Origin of the sequence: Flavobacterium muglaense (assembly GCF_014305155.1) — a bacterium.
Lineage (GTDB): Bacteria > Bacteroidota > Bacteroidia > Flavobacteriales > Flavobacteriaceae > Flavobacterium > Flavobacterium muglaense.
The window spans coordinates 1-18,697 of record NZ_JACRUK010000031.1; the positions used below are offsets into that span (position 1 = coordinate 1).

Annotated in this window: 18 protein-coding genes and 1 tRNA gene; 4 read left to right on the plus strand and 15 right to left on the minus strand. The window is 35.2% G+C overall.

Annotated elements, in window-relative coordinates; genetic code table 11:
• Positions 1-139: 139 nt before the first annotated feature.
• The 7 genes from H8R24_RS12090 to H8R24_RS12115 form a co-directional block, all read right to left on the minus strand.
• Positions 140-898, minus strand: a complete 759-nt coding sequence (locus H8R24_RS12090; RefSeq protein WP_187038205.1) for a hypothetical protein — start codon at positions 896-898, stop codon at positions 140-142.
• 127 nt (positions 899-1,025) lie between these two features.
• Positions 1,026-1,556, minus strand: a complete 531-nt coding sequence (locus H8R24_RS12095) for an REP-associated tyrosine transposase (protein ID WP_317173679.1) — start codon at positions 1,554-1,556, stop codon at positions 1,026-1,028.
• A 516-nt stretch (positions 1,557-2,072) separates the two neighbouring features.
• Positions 2,073-2,630, minus strand: a complete 558-nt coding sequence (locus H8R24_RS12100) for a hypothetical protein (RefSeq protein ID WP_187019493.1) — start codon at positions 2,628-2,630, stop codon at positions 2,073-2,075.
• Entirely contained in the window at positions 2,627-3,127 is a 501-nt protein-coding gene (locus H8R24_RS12105; RefSeq protein ID WP_222617402.1) for a hypothetical protein, read from the minus strand. The genes H8R24_RS12100 and H8R24_RS12105 overlap by 4 nt, the downstream gene beginning before the upstream one ends.
• A 120-nt stretch (positions 3,128-3,247) precedes the next feature.
• On the minus strand, positions 3,248-3,541 hold the full coding sequence (locus H8R24_RS18370; RefSeq protein ID WP_317173677.1) for a hypothetical protein: 294 nt from the start codon (positions 3,539-3,541) through the stop codon (positions 3,248-3,250).
• Complete coding sequence (locus H8R24_RS18375) at positions 3,528-3,845, minus strand: transposase (RefSeq protein WP_317173678.1); 318 nt, start codon at positions 3,843-3,845, stop codon at positions 3,528-3,530. Before H8R24_RS18375 ends, H8R24_RS18370 begins: the two co-directional genes overlap by 14 nt.
• Before the next feature lie 170 nt (positions 3,846-4,015).
• The gene (locus H8R24_RS12115; protein ID WP_187019491.1) at positions 4,016-5,626 is read right to left on the minus strand and encodes a reverse transcriptase domain-containing protein; all 1,611 of its coding nucleotides are present in this window, start codon (positions 5,624-5,626) and stop codon (positions 4,016-4,018) included.
• A gap of 412 nt (positions 5,627-6,038) precedes the next feature.
• On the opposite strand from H8R24_RS12115, the gene H8R24_RS12120 reads away from it, so the two are divergent.
• Positions 6,039-7,400 carry a hypothetical protein gene (locus H8R24_RS12120; protein ID WP_187019489.1) on the plus strand — a complete coding sequence of 454 codons (1,362 nt, stop codon included), beginning with the start codon at positions 6,039-6,041 and terminating at the stop codon, positions 7,398-7,400.
• Between the two features lie 188 nt (positions 7,401-7,588).
• On the opposite strand, the gene cobA is transcribed toward H8R24_RS12120, so the two are convergent.
• The 4 genes from cobA to rocD all read right to left on the minus strand — a co-directional run bounded on the left by cobA (position 7,589) and on the right by rocD (position 13,351).
• The gene (gene cobA / locus H8R24_RS12125) at positions 7,589-8,392 is read right to left on the minus strand and encodes a uroporphyrinogen-III C-methyltransferase (RefSeq protein WP_187019487.1); all 804 of its coding nucleotides are present in this window, start codon (positions 8,390-8,392) and stop codon (positions 7,589-7,591) included.
• Between the two features lie 35 nt (positions 8,393-8,427).
• Complete coding sequence (locus H8R24_RS12130; protein WP_187019485.1) at positions 8,428-9,600, minus strand: molybdopterin molybdotransferase MoeA; 1,173 nt, start codon at positions 9,598-9,600, stop codon at positions 8,428-8,430.
• A 1,498-nt stretch (positions 9,601-11,098) separates the two neighbouring features.
• Complete coding sequence (locus tag H8R24_RS12135) at positions 11,099-12,061, minus strand: arginase (RefSeq protein ID WP_187019484.1); 963 nt, start codon at positions 12,059-12,061, stop codon at positions 11,099-11,101.
• A gap of 6 nt (positions 12,062-12,067) precedes the next feature.
• On the minus strand, positions 12,068-13,351 hold the full coding sequence (rocD, locus tag H8R24_RS12140) for an ornithine--oxo-acid transaminase (RefSeq protein ID WP_187019482.1): 1,284 nt from the start codon (positions 13,349-13,351) through the stop codon (positions 12,068-12,070).
• Between the two features lie 224 nt (positions 13,352-13,575).
• Between rocD and H8R24_RS12145 the strand changes: the two genes are divergently transcribed.
• The 3 genes from H8R24_RS12145 to H8R24_RS12155 all read left to right on the plus strand — a co-directional run bounded on the left by H8R24_RS12145 (position 13,576) and on the right by H8R24_RS12155 (position 15,932).
• Positions 13,576-14,028: an Lrp/AsnC family transcriptional regulator gene (locus H8R24_RS12145; RefSeq protein ID WP_187019480.1), complete on the plus strand. Its 453-nt coding sequence runs from the start codon at positions 13,576-13,578 to the stop codon at positions 14,026-14,028.
• Positions 14,029-14,118: 90 nt separating this feature from the next.
• Positions 14,119-14,892, plus strand: coding sequence for a dienelactone hydrolase family protein (locus tag H8R24_RS12150; RefSeq protein WP_187019478.1), 774 nt, complete (start codon positions 14,119-14,121; stop codon positions 14,890-14,892).
• 20 nt (positions 14,893-14,912) lie between these two features.
• A complete protein-coding gene (locus tag H8R24_RS12155) occupies positions 14,913-15,932 on the plus strand; it encodes a M28 family peptidase (RefSeq protein WP_187019476.1) in 1,020 nt (339 codons plus the stop codon).
• A 208-nt stretch (positions 15,933-16,140) separates the two neighbouring features.
• On the opposite strand, the gene H8R24_RS12160 is transcribed toward H8R24_RS12155, so the two are convergent.
• The 4 genes from H8R24_RS12160 to H8R24_RS12175 form a co-directional block, all read right to left on the minus strand.
• Positions 16,141-16,216 (minus strand) — tRNA-His (locus H8R24_RS12160).
• A 74-nt stretch (positions 16,217-16,290) separates the two neighbouring features.
• Positions 16,291-17,007 carry a bacillithiol biosynthesis deacetylase BshB1 gene (gene bshB1 / locus H8R24_RS12165; protein ID WP_187019474.1) on the minus strand — a complete coding sequence of 239 codons (717 nt, stop codon included), beginning with the start codon at positions 17,005-17,007 and terminating at the stop codon, positions 16,291-16,293.
• 46 nt (positions 17,008-17,053) lie between these two features.
• Positions 17,054-18,139 carry a chorismate-binding protein gene (locus tag H8R24_RS12170; RefSeq protein WP_187019472.1) on the minus strand — a complete coding sequence of 362 codons (1,086 nt, stop codon included), beginning with the start codon at positions 18,137-18,139 and terminating at the stop codon, positions 17,054-17,056.
• Positions 18,139-18,576: a PaaI family thioesterase gene (locus tag H8R24_RS12175; protein WP_187019470.1), complete on the minus strand. Its 438-nt coding sequence runs from the start codon at positions 18,574-18,576 to the stop codon at positions 18,139-18,141. Before H8R24_RS12175 ends, H8R24_RS12170 begins: the two co-directional genes overlap by 1 nt.
• Between the last annotated feature and the right edge of the window lie 121 nt (positions 18,577-18,697).

The following is an 18,697-nucleotide window of genomic DNA, read 5'->3' on the forward strand; positions in this document are numbered from 1 at the left end:
CTAATTATTAAGATGATGAAGCATAAACACATTGGATTACAAATAATTAAAATAAGTACATAACTTTACACCTCTATTAAATTATCAGAATCAGAAAAGAAAATACTAACTTGATTTTGTTGTTTAGAAATGTAAAACATCATTTAACTTTTATAAAATTGTAAAAAGAGTTAGAGGTGTTTGAAATTATATCCTTGAATTGTTCAATTGGTGTTTTAAGAGCTGTATCGGATAAATCAAACATTGCTTTTAGATCCTCATTCCCCCAAATCACTTCAAAAACCTCATTTCCTTGTTGTTTTAGTGTTTGCGTTGTTGCATTGTACATCATATCTTTAAAAACAGTTTTTACCCAATCTTCTTTAGAAGTATTGTTTGTTCCAGCTAGTTTTTTGGCATCAAAATAATAGTTTATTTTGCTCATAGAGCTTACTGCTGTAGCAGATAATAACGCCTTAAATTGCTTGAATGAATTACCTGTTAAACTAGTTTTAAAATAAGAGAATGCTCCGCTACTGCTACTTGCTGCTTCGGGATCGTCTTTGTCTGCTGTTGCCCCTCTTGTATTACTCCAACTTTTAAACTCGCAATATACTCCATTATTTACAACATCTGGTTCACAACTTGCTGCAGGCTTTAAATCTGTATATTCATAAGCTGTAATGTTATTAAATAATGTTGGGTTATTTCTTATTACTTCAATGATATAATATTCGGCTTCTCTTGATCTATCTGCCGAAGTTATTAATAGGCTTTTTACATTGCTACGTCCAGTAGCACTTTTAAAATGACTCGCAAAATAATTCAAATCTAGTAAATATTGATCCATTGGTTGTATAAAATCTACTCCAGAATCACCACATGTATTACATTTTGGTCTTTCATTTGTTTTGACCAAAGTTTTAATTCCATTATATTCCCCGCTCCCCGAAGTCTTCTAGAAAACATAAATGTTGATGTAGAACGCTGTGCGAAGTCTCCCGACTTCGTACCCACTCCTATATGCCGTTCCAATTTTCTAAAACTCAATGTTCATTATATTTTGTAAAATTATTCAAATTTAGAACATCAACAATAGGAATATCTGCTTTTTCTATTTTTAATAAACCTGTATCCGAAACATAATTACTGGCACTGGAATAAATATAATGGGATGCTTTCTCTACAATTCCTACACGAACAGGATTTAAGTGAATATAATCCAATTTTGACCACATAAACTTGTTACTATAAATTTCTTCTGGGTGATTGCCATATTGCCAAAACTGATAATTTTTGTTTCTGGAATGACTTTCGGTTGCTAATTTAAAACGCTCCAACATCCACTCTCTTCTGCTTTCGGGATCTGATTTTATTTTTTCTATAATTTTTGTGGCTGTAAATTGCTTAAAATCTCGCAATAAATCCGACAACTCGCCATCGCCAGATTGAACTATCATGTGAATATGATTGCTCATAATTACATAGCCATACAAAACCATTGCCTTTTCTTTGATGCAAAAATCCAAACAGGCTACAACGATATCTCTATAATTTTTTCTTGTAAAAACATCTATCTAGTCTACAACTGTTGCTGTTACAAAATGTGGCAAAGTTTGGTCTCTTATTTTGTACCCTTCTGACATATTTTTTGTTAAAATATAATGGTTTTTTACTACAAATAAATATTTGTTTTACTTGATTAACTGTGTGGATTATAGGAACGGGTACGAAGTCGGGAGACTTCGCACAGCACGCCCCTAGTTTTAATAACGTTTATCTTTTAAGGAACTCTTCGGAGAGCGGAGACATTCGCACAGCACAGCCGATATTTTAGAACTTTTGTTTGATAGGGAGACTTCGGAGAGCTGGGTACGAAGTCGGGAGACTTCGCACAGCACGCCCCTAGTTTTAATAACGTTTATCTTTTAAGGAACTCTTCGGAGAGCGGGAGACTTCGCACAGCATGCCCCTAGTTTTAATAACGTTTATCTTTTAAGGAACTCTTCGGAGAGCGGGGCTAAATACCTACCAACTTTTCCAGTACTAATTTCAAGTTCTCTCCACTCTATCCAATCTCTATCGTAGAGTATTTAAAAATGTAAATCTTTTGGTAAACGTTCTAATTTTATTAAATCATCATAATTACCAAATTCAGGGTAATTTTCCCATAAATCACTAACATCTATGGGTTCTTGTGCAGTTAAAATTTCTTGTTCGTTCTCAAAATAAGAGATTATTTTTAATTCTCCATTTGGTTCAAAATTATAGTTGGTTCGTTTAATTGCATCTTCATTATTTCCATCAAATTGAGCAAAAGAAGCTTGTTTCATAAATAGTTTATTGGGTTCAAATTCATCAAATGAATAACTTAAATATACTCTATTGAATTCATCCAAAAAACCAATATAAAAGAATCCTGCATTGCACTCCATAAAACAAAAAGGCTTTTCATTATCAAAAAAAGTAGCAAAATAAGTTTGTTTTTTATCGTGAGCTTCTGATGAGGCTAGTTCAAGCATTCCTTCTTGGTTTTTACGTCTTGAATATCTGGTTTTGTTAAAATCATCTAATTTTGAAAGAGTTATTGATTCAGTTGCTAATTCTTTGTAACCTCTATTCCATTTATAGTATTTAAATTTCATCATCATTTATATATTTTACCATTAATGTCTCTTATTTTTATATCATTATCTCTTGCATACTTTAAAATTGTATACGATATTTTACCACTTTTCTGTGCAGGGATTTCTAGTATCAAATCTCCTTTTATCTCCTTTACATCTTTCAATGCTTTATTCGATCCATTGATATTAGAATCAACTTGTGCTATTTTTGCATTTACAGGATATTTGCTTTTTAATTCTTTAATGTATTGTAATCCTGTTGTTTCTTGTATGTCATCAAATTGTGTAAACTTTCGAGATATTATTTCACCTTTTACATTGTTATAGGAGTCTAATATTACATATTTCCCTTTGCCACCTAGTCCTACCGGTTTTTCCAAATATATTTCATTATGAGGATAAAAAGAAGCGCGCTCCTTATTAAATTTATTTCCATCCCGGACTTTTTGTAACCATTCGGGTAATTTTTTTTGTTTGGCAACATCATCTAATTTCTGAAAATCTTTCCATTCATCTATCAATCCGAAATTATCTCCCCGCTCCCCGAAGTCTTCTAGAAAACATAAATGTTGATGTAGAACGCTGTGCGAAGTCTCTCGACTTCGTACCCACTCCTATATGCCGTTCCAATTTTCTAAAACTCAATATTCATTATATTTTGTGAAATTATTCAAATTTAGAACATCAACAATAGGAATATCTGCTTTTTCTATTTTTAATAAACCTGTATCCGAAACATAATTACTGGCACTGGAATAAATATAATGGGATGCTTTCTCTACAATTCCTGCACGAACAGGATTTAAGTGAATATCATCCAACTTTGACCACATAAACTTGTTACTATAAATTTCTTCTGGGTGATTGCCATACTTCCAAAACTGATAATTTTTGTTTCTGGAATGACTTTCGGTTGCTAATTTAAAACGCTCCAACACCAGCTCTTCTGCTTTCGGGATCTGATTTTATTTTTTCTATAATTTTTGTGGCTGTAAATTTCTTAAAATCTCGCAATAAATCCGACAACTCGCCATCGCCAGATTGAACTACCATGTGAATATGATTGCTCATAATAACATAGCCATACAAAATCATTGCCTTTTCTTTGATGCAAAAATACAAACAGCCTACAACGATGTCTCTATAATTTTTTCTTGTAAAAACATCAACCCAGTCTACAACTGTTGCTGTTACAAAATGTGGCAAAGTTTGGTCTCTTATTTTGTAGCCTTCTGACATATTTTTTGTTTAAATATAATGGTTTTTTACTACAAATAAATATTTGTTTTGCTTGATTAACTGTGTGGATTATAGGAACGGGTACGAAGTCGGGAGACTTCGCACAGCACGCCCCTAGTTTTAATAACGTTTATCTTTTAAGGAACTCTTCGGAGAGCGGGGAAAGGAGATTATCCTCTCAAATGCTTAGCAATAGCTGAATTAGCTACGTGTTTACTTTTTTTAATCTGTTTTTGAAATGAATCCGTTTGAAACTCTTCACAACAACGCAAGATATAACTATGATAATTAGCTTGTTTTTTATTATTTCGTTCACTAAATTTAAATTCATAGAACCCTCTGCCATTTAAAACAAGATTATACCTCATTTTTTTCTTGAGTTTTTGTTCAGTCAAATCACCATCTTTAAATTTCACGGGGAGATTGTATATTCTTCTAATTTGATTTTTAAAAACAGCTTTTTTTGTATTTGGATTTTCTTCGATTAATTTTAAAGTTCTTTTACATTTTCTTTTTACAGTCGAAATTATCTTTCTATAATACTTTGCCAAATTGGTAGATTTGATACCAGTGTGATAACCTCTAAACTCAAAACCTAAATAAGACATAGCAGAAGATACTTCTGAGCCATCTTCTTTTATTCTAAAACACTCTAATCTGCTATTATCATTTGAAATTTTCACATTTTTAAAAACAAATTTCTCCGTTTTTTCCTTACTAATTTTAACTGCATATTTTTTCTCTAATTCATTGATTCCTTTTTCAATTTCATTACTTAAATTCTTTTCACAAACAATAAATATATCATCGGAATACCTTCTATAATATGCATTTAAAGGTTTTACCCACCGATTAACTATTTCTAAGTCAAAATCAAATAGATAAAGATTAGCCAAAACTGCACTAATAGGTAGCCCTTGTGGAATTCCAATCTTTACAGGTTTATCATTTGGTAGTTTTTTAGAAAATGGATTAGAATAAATTGATAAGTCTCCATTTTTTATACTTTGTCTAAAATCTTCATTCGACTCAAAAAAACATCTAAATCCTTTTGTTTTTCGGACATGAGCAAGCTTACTTTCATCGTAAGGAGCTTTTCTACCATTTTCAGTCTTTCTTACTCTCAAATCATCCAATAAAACATACTTAAAGTCTGTACATGCCTTAAATACTCGATAATGGTCCTTTGGAAGTTCTTTTTCATTTAAAACCCTACACCATTGTTCTTTTAAAATCTTATGATCTAAAGTCGAAAAAAAACTTTTTAAATCAATTGCTAAAACTGATACTTCAGCACCATTTTTGGTTCTTTCTTTAATTTCGTCAAAACATTCTTTTGCAAAATGAATATTGGATTTACCTTTTTCCGAACCCTTAAATGTTTCAATTTTTCGATAAGCAATAACGGCTTGATCTTGTAAAGGTTCTTTTCCTAACAATTTTTCGTATCCCTCTTTTATTATGTCAGCGTAATATCCAAATACTAATGAATCCATGTGACTAGCATAATGTAAAGGCCTATCTTTTGATTTTTTGACGGGATGTAATGATTTTAGACGATAATGCGTGTGCTTTCTTTGGCTAGTAGTATGTTTCTTAGCATTGCCTTTCTTGAATTTCCTATCAGAAATGATAGTGTGAATTAATGGATAAAAAGCATAAGTTTCGATATACTTTTTACTAGTAACCTTTTTTATTAGTAAATCTGAATTAGTTCCTAATTCTAATGATGGTGACACATGTAAATATCCTTTTTCTTTCAGCCAACTCGGTCTTTCCATAATCCAATTTTAAAAAAGAATCTGCGAGTAACAATAGCGTTTAAAAATTACATACCTAATAAATAAGCTGGATCGGTACCCAATTACTGAGTCATTGGTTTTGTACTAAATATTATATAATACCTATGAAACATCAAATAGATTGCTTAAATTTGCTCATATCGTTCTTAACGAATGAACCTATAATAACTCTAATCAAAGTTCTAATTATACTCTTACGGTATCTCCTGGTTAAAGGATATGACCAAAAGATTGTTAAATCTCATTTCCTAATATACCTTTTTGTATAAAAGTAAAACAGAATTAATTCTGCTTTGCGATCCACACAACTGTAATTCAACTCTTCTCGCAGATTCTCTTCAAATTTAATAATAAAATTCATATATTCGGTGTTTAATCAACAAAACTAAATATGAGCCAATTTAAAAGAGGTAATTTGATTGTTTTTAAAACACACCCATTTATAGATAAGCATACAAATATTAAAATTTCAGCTTTTCCAGAGTATACTTCGCCAATACTGATTATAAAAGAAGTAAAAGATAAAACCTTTGAAAAAGGAACAGGAAGAGATAATGGCCAACAATTAAATTGCATTTACTATAACTCTAGAGATGGAAAATTTACAGAAAAGTGGATTAGTAGTCAACTTATCAATCAAATTTCTTTCTCTGTAGAAAATAATAAAATACTTAGGGAACTTGATTTTAAAAAAGAATTAGAAAGTTCAGGAAAAGAACTCATAAGTAAAAACTATGATAATTTAATTAGAACTACTTATTTAAATAAAAAAGTAGTTTTAAAAAGTGTTGATTTAGAATTATTTAAAAATAAAGTAAATCGCACTAAGGAAAATGGAGAACTTTTAGAAACAAATCATTTAGAATTTTTACCGCCAGTTATGACTGTAATAGCCTTTAAATATTCTGATGAAAAACATAAATATTGCGAAAAAACAGGCTTACCATTAATTGAATTAAAATGCAAATGGTACAACTCCAGCTCTAAAACTTTTTCTGAATCATTTTTCCATTATGACATTTTATATTCTATTACGGAAACACAAAATTTGATTAACAAAGATGATTTGCTAAATGATGCCGTTAAGTCAATGGAAGAAAATACATTTTTTATTTTTCCGTTAGAAAAACCATTTATTTTAGAAGGAGATTCGGATGACAAAAAAATAACCACAACTATTGGGCAATCTCATTCAATAATATTTAAACATTACTTTTATCAAATGAATTATTTTGATTTTATAACTCAAAAGAAATCTACGATAACGATAGATTACACTTTTGACATAAAAAATGAAATAGATATTTTCGGAAAAAGATACCCTAGTTATAACAATAAATATAAATTTGAAATATCAGATTGTAAATTTGAAATAGGTAATTATTACCATATAATTTATAAAGATGCGTTCCTTAATGTAACCAAACGAATAGTAAAAGTAAAAGATTTTTTTATTCATATAAAGGATTTTAAGAAATTTAAAGAGGATTATCAAGAATTAGATTCTTGGAAACCTGAAAAAAACATCAATTTTGTTAATTTTAAATATCTTGAAAATGGTAAAATAACTATAAATCTTGACGGCGAAACAATAACCAATAACACTTTGCCAAAAATAGTATTTAAAGACAAAAATTTAGAAATAATGCTAAATACAAATTGCTTATTAAGAAGAGGTAAAATACGTAATTTTAAACTAAGTCAAATATCAGAAGTACGAGAGATAATAAAGGGAGAAACTATTTTTGAATAAGAATTTCATTACCCCCCCAATCCCCTAGCCCCGGGAGCAGTGAAAACCCCATGCCGGTGGAAAACCACTTTTACTGCTGCTGGCAGAGCGACCGGAGGAAGCTCCTGCAAGCGGCTAGTAAAAGGGTTTGAGACCAAATGGGTTGTAACGCATAACGGGAATTGCTCCTAAAAAAAAAAAACGCCCTTTTAAAGGACGCTATTGAAATTTAAGTTTTGGAAAACGAATTCGTCTTCACTATTTTCTTCTTGAAAGCAAGCGTTTAATTTACAGCTGTGATTCACTACTTCGCCAATGATAATGATGGCTGGTGACGAAATTTGCTGGTCTTTTACTACCGCTGTTATGGTGCTAATGGTAGCGATTACTTTTTTTTGTGCGGCGGTTGTGCCGTTTTGAATGATGGCTACGGGTAAATCATCGGTTCTGTTTTTTTGATATAATGCGACTATTTCGGTTAGTTTGTGCATGCCCATTAGGATCACGACTGTGGCCGAGGATTGCGATGCTAAGTTGACGTCTTTGGATAACTTATGGTCGGAGGTGGTGCCGGTAATGACCCAAAAACTCTCGGATATCTGGCGCTGCGTTAAACTGATTCCGTTTACGGCTGGCACACCCAAAGCCGATGAAATACCGGGAACGATGGCGGTTTCTAAGCCAAATTGTTGGGCATAGGCGATTTCCTCACTACCACGACCAAACACGAAGGGATCACCACCCTTGAGGCGTACTACATGTCCGTATTGCTGTGCCATGACTACTATTAACTCATTAATTTGGTCTTGGGAATTGGCGTGGCAACCCAAACGCTTGCCTACAAAAACAAGTTGAGCTTGGGGTGCATGCGCTAGTAAATCCTCGTTTACCAAGGCATCATACAAAACTACTGTGGCGGTTTGCAAGGCTTTGATGGCTTTGATGGTAATCAAATCTGGGTCTCCGGGTCCAGCGCCTACAATGGTTAACTGGGGCACAATAGTGTTTTTCATGAGTTGGTACTTTTGGGGTTGCTATTTACTGTTGTTTAACTAAAAGGAATGATTTGGATTTCTTGCTGTTGTGCTACATTTTCGACCGTATGCGGAATGTATATAAAGCAATTCGCAACGGCAAAAGTATTGAGCATGGCCGAGCTTTGGCTTTCTAGAACCGTCACGGTTTCATCATTATAAAACCCTTTTAGAAACAAAGTTTTGGCGGTGTTGTTGTGGAACGCACTGGTGATTTTTCGGTTCATTTTGGGCAAGTGAATGTCGGTGAATCCCAAACGTTTTTTAAGTGCTGGCAACGCATAGACATAAAAACAAGTCAATGACGAGGCAGGATTTCCCGGTAAGGCAAAAACCAGTTGCTTGTCTTTTTTACCAAAAAACAAGGGCTTACCCGGCTTTTGATTGATTTTATAAAACAACTCTTCTACCCCATTTTGCAACAAGGCTTCTTTGACAAAATCGTAATCACCAACGGAGATTCCGCCAGAAATAAGCAAAATATCAAATTGAGTCAAACAACTTTCTATTATTTTTGTGGTTGCTTTTAAACTGTCTTTCACTCTGAAAATAGTTGGTTTTTTTATCCCTACTTCTTTCAAAGCGGCTTGCAGCATAACCGAATTGCTTTCGAATATTTTCCCTTTGGCCAACTTTTTACCGGGACGCACGAGTTCGTTACCAGTGACTAAAATAGCCACTTTGGGTTTTGAATACACTTTGATTAGTGTAATTCCTAAACAAGCAAAAAATCCAATTGCTGCAGCTGTTATGATAGTGTTCTTTTCTAAGACCAGTTGGCCTTTTTGTATCTGTTCGCCTTGCTTCCTGATGTTTGCAAAGGGCGCTGGAAATTTATCAATAACAACGGCATTGCCCGTTGCGGTGGTGTGTTCCTGCATCACAACAGTATCTGCATCATCCGGAACATAAGCTCCCGTAAAAATGCGAACCGCTTGGTCTTTGCTTAGTTTTATATTTTGATAATCGCCTGCTTGCGAGCTACTAACCACTGATAAAGTATTTAAATCAGTATGCACAAACGCATATCCATCCATAGCCGATTGCCGAAACGGTGGCATGTCAATGGGCGAATAAATAGTTTCGGCCAGCACATACCCGAGCGCCTTACCTACTTTTATTTTTTTTACAGGCATCTTAGCGCTGTTTTGCGCTATAATCGATAAGGCTTGGTCTACTTGAATCATAAAATAAATTTAAAACTACGTAAAAATACTTAAACAAATATAAAAAAATCCCGTTAGTAAGAATAGTTTTTCGGTTTAAATCCCAACAAAATGCAGGAAGCGCGATTTATTCGCATTCTTTTGTGAAAATCGGAATGCAAGTATAAATAGTAGAGTAAATATGTAAAAAGCATGAAAACTGATTCGCTTCAGTGCATTTCCAGTGTGACAAAAACTAGCATAGACAATAGCCCATGGATCAAACAGACCTAAACTGATTTTATCAACTAAACCCAACCCAAGAATCCGTGAAAATCTGTGTAATCTGTGGCAAAAAAACCTCAACTACACAACTGCATTCCTACACTAAACCCAACCCAATTAATCCGTGTAAATCCTTGTAATCTGTGGCAAAAAAAAATAGCCCACTGATCCAAGGGATCAATCAGATCTAAACTGATTTTATCATCGAAGCGAAACCCAATAATTTGCGAAAATATGTGTAATTTGCGGTAAAAAAACCTCAACTACACAACTGCATTACTACACTAAACCCAACCCAATTAATCCGTGTAAATCCTTGTAATCTGTGGCAAAAAAAAATAGCCCACTGATCCAAGGGATCAATCAGATCTAAACTGATTTTATCATCGAAGCGCAACCCAATTAACCCGTGTAAATATGTGTAATTTGCGGTAAAAAAACCTCAGCTTCACAACTGCATTCCTACACTAAACCCAACCCAATTAACCCGTGTAAATCCTTGTAATCTGTGGCAAAAAAAATAGCCCACTGATCCAACGGATCAAACAGATCTAAACGGGTTTTATCATCGAAGCGAAACCCAATAATTTGCGAAAATATGTGTGATTTGCGGTAAAAAAACCTCAACTACACAACTGCATTACTACACTAAACCCAACCCAATTAATCCGTGTAAATCCGTGTAATCTGTGGCAAAAAAAAATAGCCCACTGATCTAACGGATCGAACAGATCTAAACTGATTTTATCATCTAAGCGCAACCCAGTAATTTGCAAAAATATGTGTAATTTGCGGTAAAAAAACCTCAGCTACACAACTGCATTTCTACACTAAACCCAACCCAATAATCTGTGTAAATCTGTGTGATTTGTGGCTAAAAAAAATAGTCCACTCATCTAACAGATCGAACAGATCTCAACTGATTTTATCATCGAAGCGCAACCCTGTAATTTGTGAAAATCTGTGTAATTTGCGGTAAAAAAACCTCAGCTTCACAACTGCATTCCTACACTAAACCCAACCCAATCAATCCGTGTGAATCCGTGTAATCTGTGGCAAAAAAAAATAGCCCACTGATCAAACGGATCAAACAGATCTAAACTGATTTTATCATCGAAGCGCAACCCTGTAATTTGTGAAAATCTGTGTAATTTGCGGTAAAAAAACCTCAAAAAACTTCATTTTTCCCTTTCAGCAAAAAAAAATCCCCAAAAGCAAACGCCTTTGGGGAAAATGATATCAAATCATCATGGATTTAAGCAATCCATAAATCTATCGTTTCAGTCACTTGCTCCAGTACTTCAAATGCTGTTTCGGCCATTTTGTTCCCTTTAGTATCCAATAACGGATTCACCTCAACCACTTCCAAACAAGCCACTTTTTTAGAAGCGATAATCTGGTTGATAATAGCGATTACTTCATATTGATCAAAACCTTTAGCAACCGGAGTACCTGTTCCGTATGAAATCATATCGCAGTCCATGGAATCCACATCAAATGAAATGTAAATCATATCGCAATTAGATAATTTTGCTAGCGCTTCGTCAACACAAGTTTTCAAACCTCGGTAACGCACCTCATCTACCTTGTAATTTTTGATGTTTAGCTTTTCGATCTGCTTGTCTTCAGCCTCTTCTGTGTCACGGACACCAAAATAAACCAAATTCCCAGCTTCAATTTTTGCCCCTGGACAACCAATGTTTTTCATGTTCTCCCAATGCTGCTTGGTTTCAGGAGAGATTTCGTTGATTTGGCAATCTAAATTATCATCATAAAGCGCTGCCGATAAAGGCATACCGTGGATATTTCCAGATGGCGAAGTAAAAGGCGAATGCAAATCGGCATGCGCGTCAATCCAAATCACCCCTAGAGTTTTCCTTGGGTAAACCGCTTTGATTCCGCTTATAGTACCTAAAGCCGAAGAGTGATCGCCAGACAATACAATAGGGAAATAATTAGCCTCTATATTGTGCTTCACAGCGTAACTCACACGTGTACATTGCTCTACAACATGCTCGATTCTTTTAGCAAAATCATTGTTATTCTTATCGTAGATGCTTTCATTATGCGTTTTTACATCATCAAATTTATACTGATTAAAATAATCACTATTTTTATTGATAGCTGCAATTTCGATGGCATCAATTCCTAAGTCAGATCCACGGGTTCCCGCACCAATATCAGACCGGTTTTTTATTAATTTTATTGCTTTTTCCATGGCAGCTTATTTAAAGTCGTTTAGCGCTTTTTCGATAATCACAAGACATTCTTGAATTTGAGCTTCGGTAATTACTAATGGTGGTGCAAATCTAATTTTGTTACCATGAGTAGGCTTAGCCAATAATCCATAATCTCTAAATTTCAAGCAAATATCCCAAGCCAAGTCTGACTCTTCATCACTATTAATTACAATAGCATTCAATAATCCTTTACCACGTACTAGGGCAATTAATGGGTTTCTTGAAGCAATAGCATTCAAACCGTCTCTTAATATAATTCCTAAACGTTCTGCATTTTGTGATAATTTCTCGTCTTTTACTACCTCAAGAGCTGCCATAGCAACTGCTGCTGCCACAGGGTTTCCTCCAAAAGTAGATCCGTGTTGCCCTGGTTTGATGACATTCATAATAGCATCATTGGCTAATACAGCCGACACTGGATAAACACCACCAGAAATTGCTTTTCCTAGAATAAGAATGTCTGGTTTCACCTCTGGTTTGTTCTCACAACCGTTCTCACAAGAACAGTTTCCACAAGTGGCTAATAATCTACCCGTACGAGCAATTCCTGTTTGTACCTCATCTGCAATAAACAATACATTATGTGCTGCACAAAGTGCTTTGGCTTTCGCCAAATAGCCTTCAGTGGGTACATACACTCCAGCTTCCCCTTGAATCGGTTCTACTAAAAATCCTGCGATATTTTTGCTTGATTTTAAAGTTGCTTCCAAAGCATCAATATCATCATAAGCAATTTTGATAAATCCATCGGTAAACGGACCAAAGTTTTTGCGTGCATTTTCGTCATTTGAGAACGAAATAATCGTTGTTGTTCTTCCGTGGAAGTTATTCTCACAAACAATAATTTCTGCTTGATTTTCTGGAATGCCTTTTACCTCATACGCCCATTTTCTACAAATTTTCAAAGCCGTTTCTACTGCTTCGGCACCTGTATTCATTGGTAATACTTTGTCAAAACCAAAGTAGTTTGTCACATATTCTTCAAAAACTCCCAATTGGTCGTTATGAAAAGCACGAGAAGTTAAAGTCAATGTTTGCGCTTGCTTTACCATTGCGCCTACAATTTTCGGGTGACAATGCCCTTGATTTACTGCTGAATAAGCCGATAAAAAATCAAAATATTTTTTTCCATCTACATCCCAAACATATACGCCTTCTCCTCTGTCTAACACAACGGGTAATGGGTGATAATTATGAGCACCGTATTTATTTTCTTTAGCTATTAATGCTTCTGACTTAGTTGAAAGAGTTGAATCTGTTTGTTGCATGATGTTTATTTTTTATGTCCTTAAAGTACAAATCTACAAATAATTTTTCATAAAACAAGTATAAAAATACATTTTTGACTTTTTAATGGTTTTAAAAAAGTTAATTAAGCAAAATAACAAGATTAAAAAAGTCATTATAACAAATTACCCCTTGCTGATTTATTAAAAATAATAACTACATTTATACCTATAAAATGACAGCGTTATATTAAAAATAGATTTCCATGGATGTATTAGATGAATTTGATATCAAAATTATCAAAGAATTAGAAAAAGACGGACGTATGGCTTACTCGGCAATAGCAACAACTTTAAAAATATCAAATACCATGGTGCACCAGCGCATCAATCGTTTATTTGACCAAGGTATTATCACCGGAATAAAACCCATCATCAACGAAAAGAAAATAGGCTACGACTGGGGTGCCTTTACCGGAATCACACTAAACAAAGATGAAGATAGCAGCCGAATCATTGATGAATTGAAAAAAATCCCCGAAGTAACCGAATGCTATTACATCACGGGCTCTTTCACTTTATACATTAAAATGATTGCCCGAGACCACGAACACATGCGTAAACTACTGTACGAAAAAATAGATACCATACCCGGAATTGCCAAAACCGACTCGATGATCGAATTGGGTTGCGCCTTCAAAAGAAATATTAGCCTTTAAACAGTTATTAAAAAAACGATAAAAAAAAGCATCCAGTCCAGCCAGAGTATATATTTTCGGATATTTGTTTGATATAAAAAACAACCAATTATGAAAAACATAAAATTATTTATTTTGGGGATCATTGTTTATTCTCAAGGGGCTTTCGCCCAATTAAAACCAGTTGTCTATAAAGATAATACACAAGTTTTAAACGGATTTGCAATTGCTCCCACTAAAAAGAGCGATCAAAAACCAGGCATTTTAATTCTACCCGCTTGGAAAGGAATCGATAAAGCATCCAAAGACATTGCGACTAATCTAGCAAGTTTAGGCTACTACTCATTCATCGCTGACATCTACGGAGAAGGAAACTATCCAAAAGACAACGCCGAAGCAGGTAAAAGCGCTGGTTACTACAAAACCAACTTTGAAGCTTACCAACACCGCATTCAATTAGCATTAGACCAATTAATAAAAGCGGGAGCACATCCCGATAATATTGTAGTTATAGGTTATTGTTTTGGAGGTACAGGTGCTCTAGAAGCTGCCCGTGGACACTTAAAAATACAAGGAGTCGTATCTTTCCACGGTGGTTTAGCAAAAGAGGCCTCTCGCCCTACGGAACCCATCACTGCCAAAGTATTAGCTTGCCACGGTGCAGACGATCCTTATGTTTCTGCAGCTGAAGTAACTGCTTTCCAACAAGAAATGCGCGACACAAAAGCAGATTGGCAAATGATTTATTATGCAAACTCGGTACACGGATTTACAAATCCAGAATACGGAGACGATAATTCTAAAGGCGCTGCATACAATGAAAAAGCAGCAAAACGCTCTTTTGAACACCTTAAAGTTTTCTTGAACGAAGTGCTTAAAAAATAATACAAACTAATTGATTTTAAATGAAAAAATTAATTCCTTTTATTGCTTTAGCAGCAACCATAGCATCCTGCTCAAGCACAAAAACACTCAAAAAAGTTGATAATTCTGATCCAACAAAATACATTACTACTATTACCGCTGCCGATCTAAAAACGCATCTTTACATCGTGGCTGCCGACTCAATGGAAGGAAGAGAAACAGGTTCCCCAGGACAGAAAAAAGCAGGCAAATACTTGATTAGTCAATACGGAAAAAACAATATTTCTTTTCCTAAGGCAGCCAACTCTTTTTATCAAATTGTACCAGCCGAAGCCCTGAATAAAAGAGCTAGCGACAAACTAAACAGTTCTGAGAATATTTGGGCATTTATAGAAGGTTCTGAAAAACCCGATGAAGTAGTTGTTGTCTCTGCACATTACGACCATGTAGGGGTTAAAAATGGTGACGTGTACAATGGTGCCGATGATGACGGATCAGGAACCGTAGCGCTGTTAGAAATCGCTCAAGCTTTTGCAAAAGCAAAAAATGAAGGCCACGGACCCAAACGTTCTATTCTGTTCTTTCACGCCACTGGCGAAGAGCACGGACTATTAGGGTCCAGCTATTACTCGGACAATCCTTTATTTCCATTTGAAAACACCGTTGCCGACATTAATATCGACATGATTGGACGTCGTGATGTGGCTCATGCTAGTTCAAACAACTATGTGTACTTAATAGGCGCTGATCGTCTATCATCAGATCTTGACTCCATCTGCAAGCAAGTCAATGAAAAGTACATCCACATGGATTTAGACTACACATACAACGACAAGAACGATCCCAACCATTTTTATGAGCGCTCAGATCATTATAACTTTGCCAAGCATGGCATTCCATCGGTTTTCTTATTTAATGGTGTCCATGCAGACTATCATAGAAAAACAGATACGGTAGAAAAAATTGAATTTGACGCCTTGGCCAAAAGAACCCAACTAGCCTTTACAATTGCTTGGGAACTCGCCAATCGTGAAAACCGACCAGTAGTCGATAAAAAATAACAACAATAATTTGGGCACATCCTTGCTTTCACTATCGTTACAGCAAGACCAGGCTATTCGTTACAATCTCCCGAAAAAAAATCGGGAGGATTTACACTACTATCCTTTGTGCATAAAAAGAGAGCGCTTTGAACTATTCAAAGCGCTCTCTTTTTTTGACTATAATCCACAAAAAAAGCCTCTCATTTCTGAGAGGCTTTTGCTTTCTGGGTGGGAGACGGGGCTCGAACCCGCGACCCTCGGTACCACAAACCGATGCTCTAACCAACTGAGCTACAACCACCATTTGCTTAGCGGTGGCAAAGATACAACTAAAGTTTACTTCTGCAAATGTTTTTTTAAAAAAAATGCATCAAATTTAGATCAAATCTCCTAAGCTATTGACTGCCAAATATCTTTCTACAGTAAAACCTTCTGCATGATCGACTCCCACAAGCCTTCCTAAGTCTCTTGAGCGGTAATTTAAGCTTTCCAAGAAGTTTTTTGAGCTAATTGGTGACTCTGGCTCTTTTGAATTGGGATCATAAAACTGCGATCCATAAGCCAATATGGATTGTATCTTAGTATCTGTAAATCCTGTGATGTCTACCACAAAATCCGGAACAATATTTTTCCATTGTAAATAATGATACACAAGCTTAGGTCGCCACGCTTTTTGCGCTACTCCATCTACTGTTGTTTCAATTTTTACCAAACCCGATAAAAAACAAGCATCCGAAACTAATTTACTCCCTTTTGCATGATCAATATGACGATCGTCTATTGCATTACACAATACAATTTCGGGCTGGTATTTGCGTATCATTTTTATAATTTCCAACTGATGCTTTTCGTCATTTACAAAAAAACCATCGCGCATCTCTAGATTCTCACGAACCGAAACGCCCAAAATTTTTGCAGCAGCATTCGCTTCACTATCTCTAATCTCAGCCGAACCACGAGTTCCCAACTCACCGCGAGTCAAGTCAACAATTCCAACCGTTTTCCCTAAGGAAATCTCTTTTAAAATTGTTCCCGCACAACCCAATTCTACATCATCAGGATGTGCACCAAATGCTAGTATATCTAATTTCATTTATCTTACTTGTTTCTTAATTATTTTTTTTTCGCTATCAATCGTACTATTCAGTGCTTCTAAGCACTTTTTTCATAGTCATAGACTTATTCCTGCTTTCGTTCCATTCTTTCTCGGCTATGCTGTCTTTTGTAATACCACAACCCATATACAAACTCACCTTCGTATCCCCTTCTATATCTGTTGCACCTATTTGCATGCAGCGTAAGTTAACAAATAAGTCTGTGCTCGATTGCGTGCTATCACCAGAATTCAACTCACCCAAATAACCCGTGTAAAACTCCCTATCGTAATGTTCATTTTCGATAATAAAACTTTTGGCTTTCTCTTTGGGCAAACCACAAACCGCGGGCGTAGGATGCAACAGCTGTACGACTTGTTGTAAACTAAAACCCGAATTTAAAACTCCCGAAATATCAGTCTTTATATGCCAAATCGTTCCTGCCTTAATACTATATGGTTGAGAAACTTGCAATCGAGTAGATACAGTTTCCAACTTATCAACAATATAATTGGTAACAAATTGCTGCTCTTCCTTTTCTTTATTTTCCCAAACAATAGCTGTCAAACCAGTATCTTTTTGCGTTCCAGCTAAAGCTATGGTTTCAAATCGATTAGCATCGGCCTTCAACAACTGCTCTGGCGTTGCTCCTAGCCACATCCCTACTTTTGGATGGTAAAAACAATACACAAAAGTCGCAGGGTACAAATGAACCAGTTTATTAAAGGCGGCACTGAAATCAAAATTTTGAACCAATACCGTTTCCTTGCGAGACAAAACTACTTTTTGGAAAGCATTGTTTGCTATCGCCTGAATCCCTTTCGAAACTAAACCTTCAAAATCTGTCTTATCAGCATCACTCAGCGCTTCTTCAAAATAGCTGTTTATAACGGCATTATTTGCATTGAACAACACAGTTTCAACAATCGATTCCTTTTCTGGTATCAAATACGTCTGACTTCCGTCAAAGGAAGCAAAAACAAACCCTTTTTCGTTAAAATCACCGCCATCATGCAAACGATCATCCTGCTGAAAAAGTCCTATAAGTTCTTTGGCATCGGGTTTCGAATACATGACAAAAGGCAATTGAGCCGCAAATTGACGTTGGGCTTTGGCTAAAAATTCATCCATTACTTATTGGCTATTTTTCTTTTTGGCAACACCATATTGGTTAATTTACATAGAGAAATTAAACTCCCTCTTTCATCTGTAATGCGTATTTCCCACAAATGAATACTTGATCCCTTATGCACTATCTTGGCGGTTGCAGTCACTATACCATTCCGTTTTGCTTTCAAATGATTGGCCGAAATCTCGATACCACGCACCTCACTCAATTCTGGATTAATAAACAACATCGAAGCGGCACTCCCAACACTTTCGGCTAATGCCACTGATGCCCCACCATGCAATAAACCCATCGGTTGATGCACCAAAGGAGTTACAGGCATAGTCGCTACTAAGAAATCTTCGCCCACATCCGTGTAAGTGATATTGAGCGTGCGCATTAAGGTATTTTCGGATATTTGATTGTAAAATTCTAGTGTTTTTTCTTTATCAAAAGTCATAGTTTTAGCTTTAAAATGTAAAATTAAATAAAAGAAGAGTCATAAAATAGCAAATAGAGTTGTAATTCTAAATCCAAATTGAAAATTCACGCGCATCCAACTGAGATTTTCCTTATTTTTA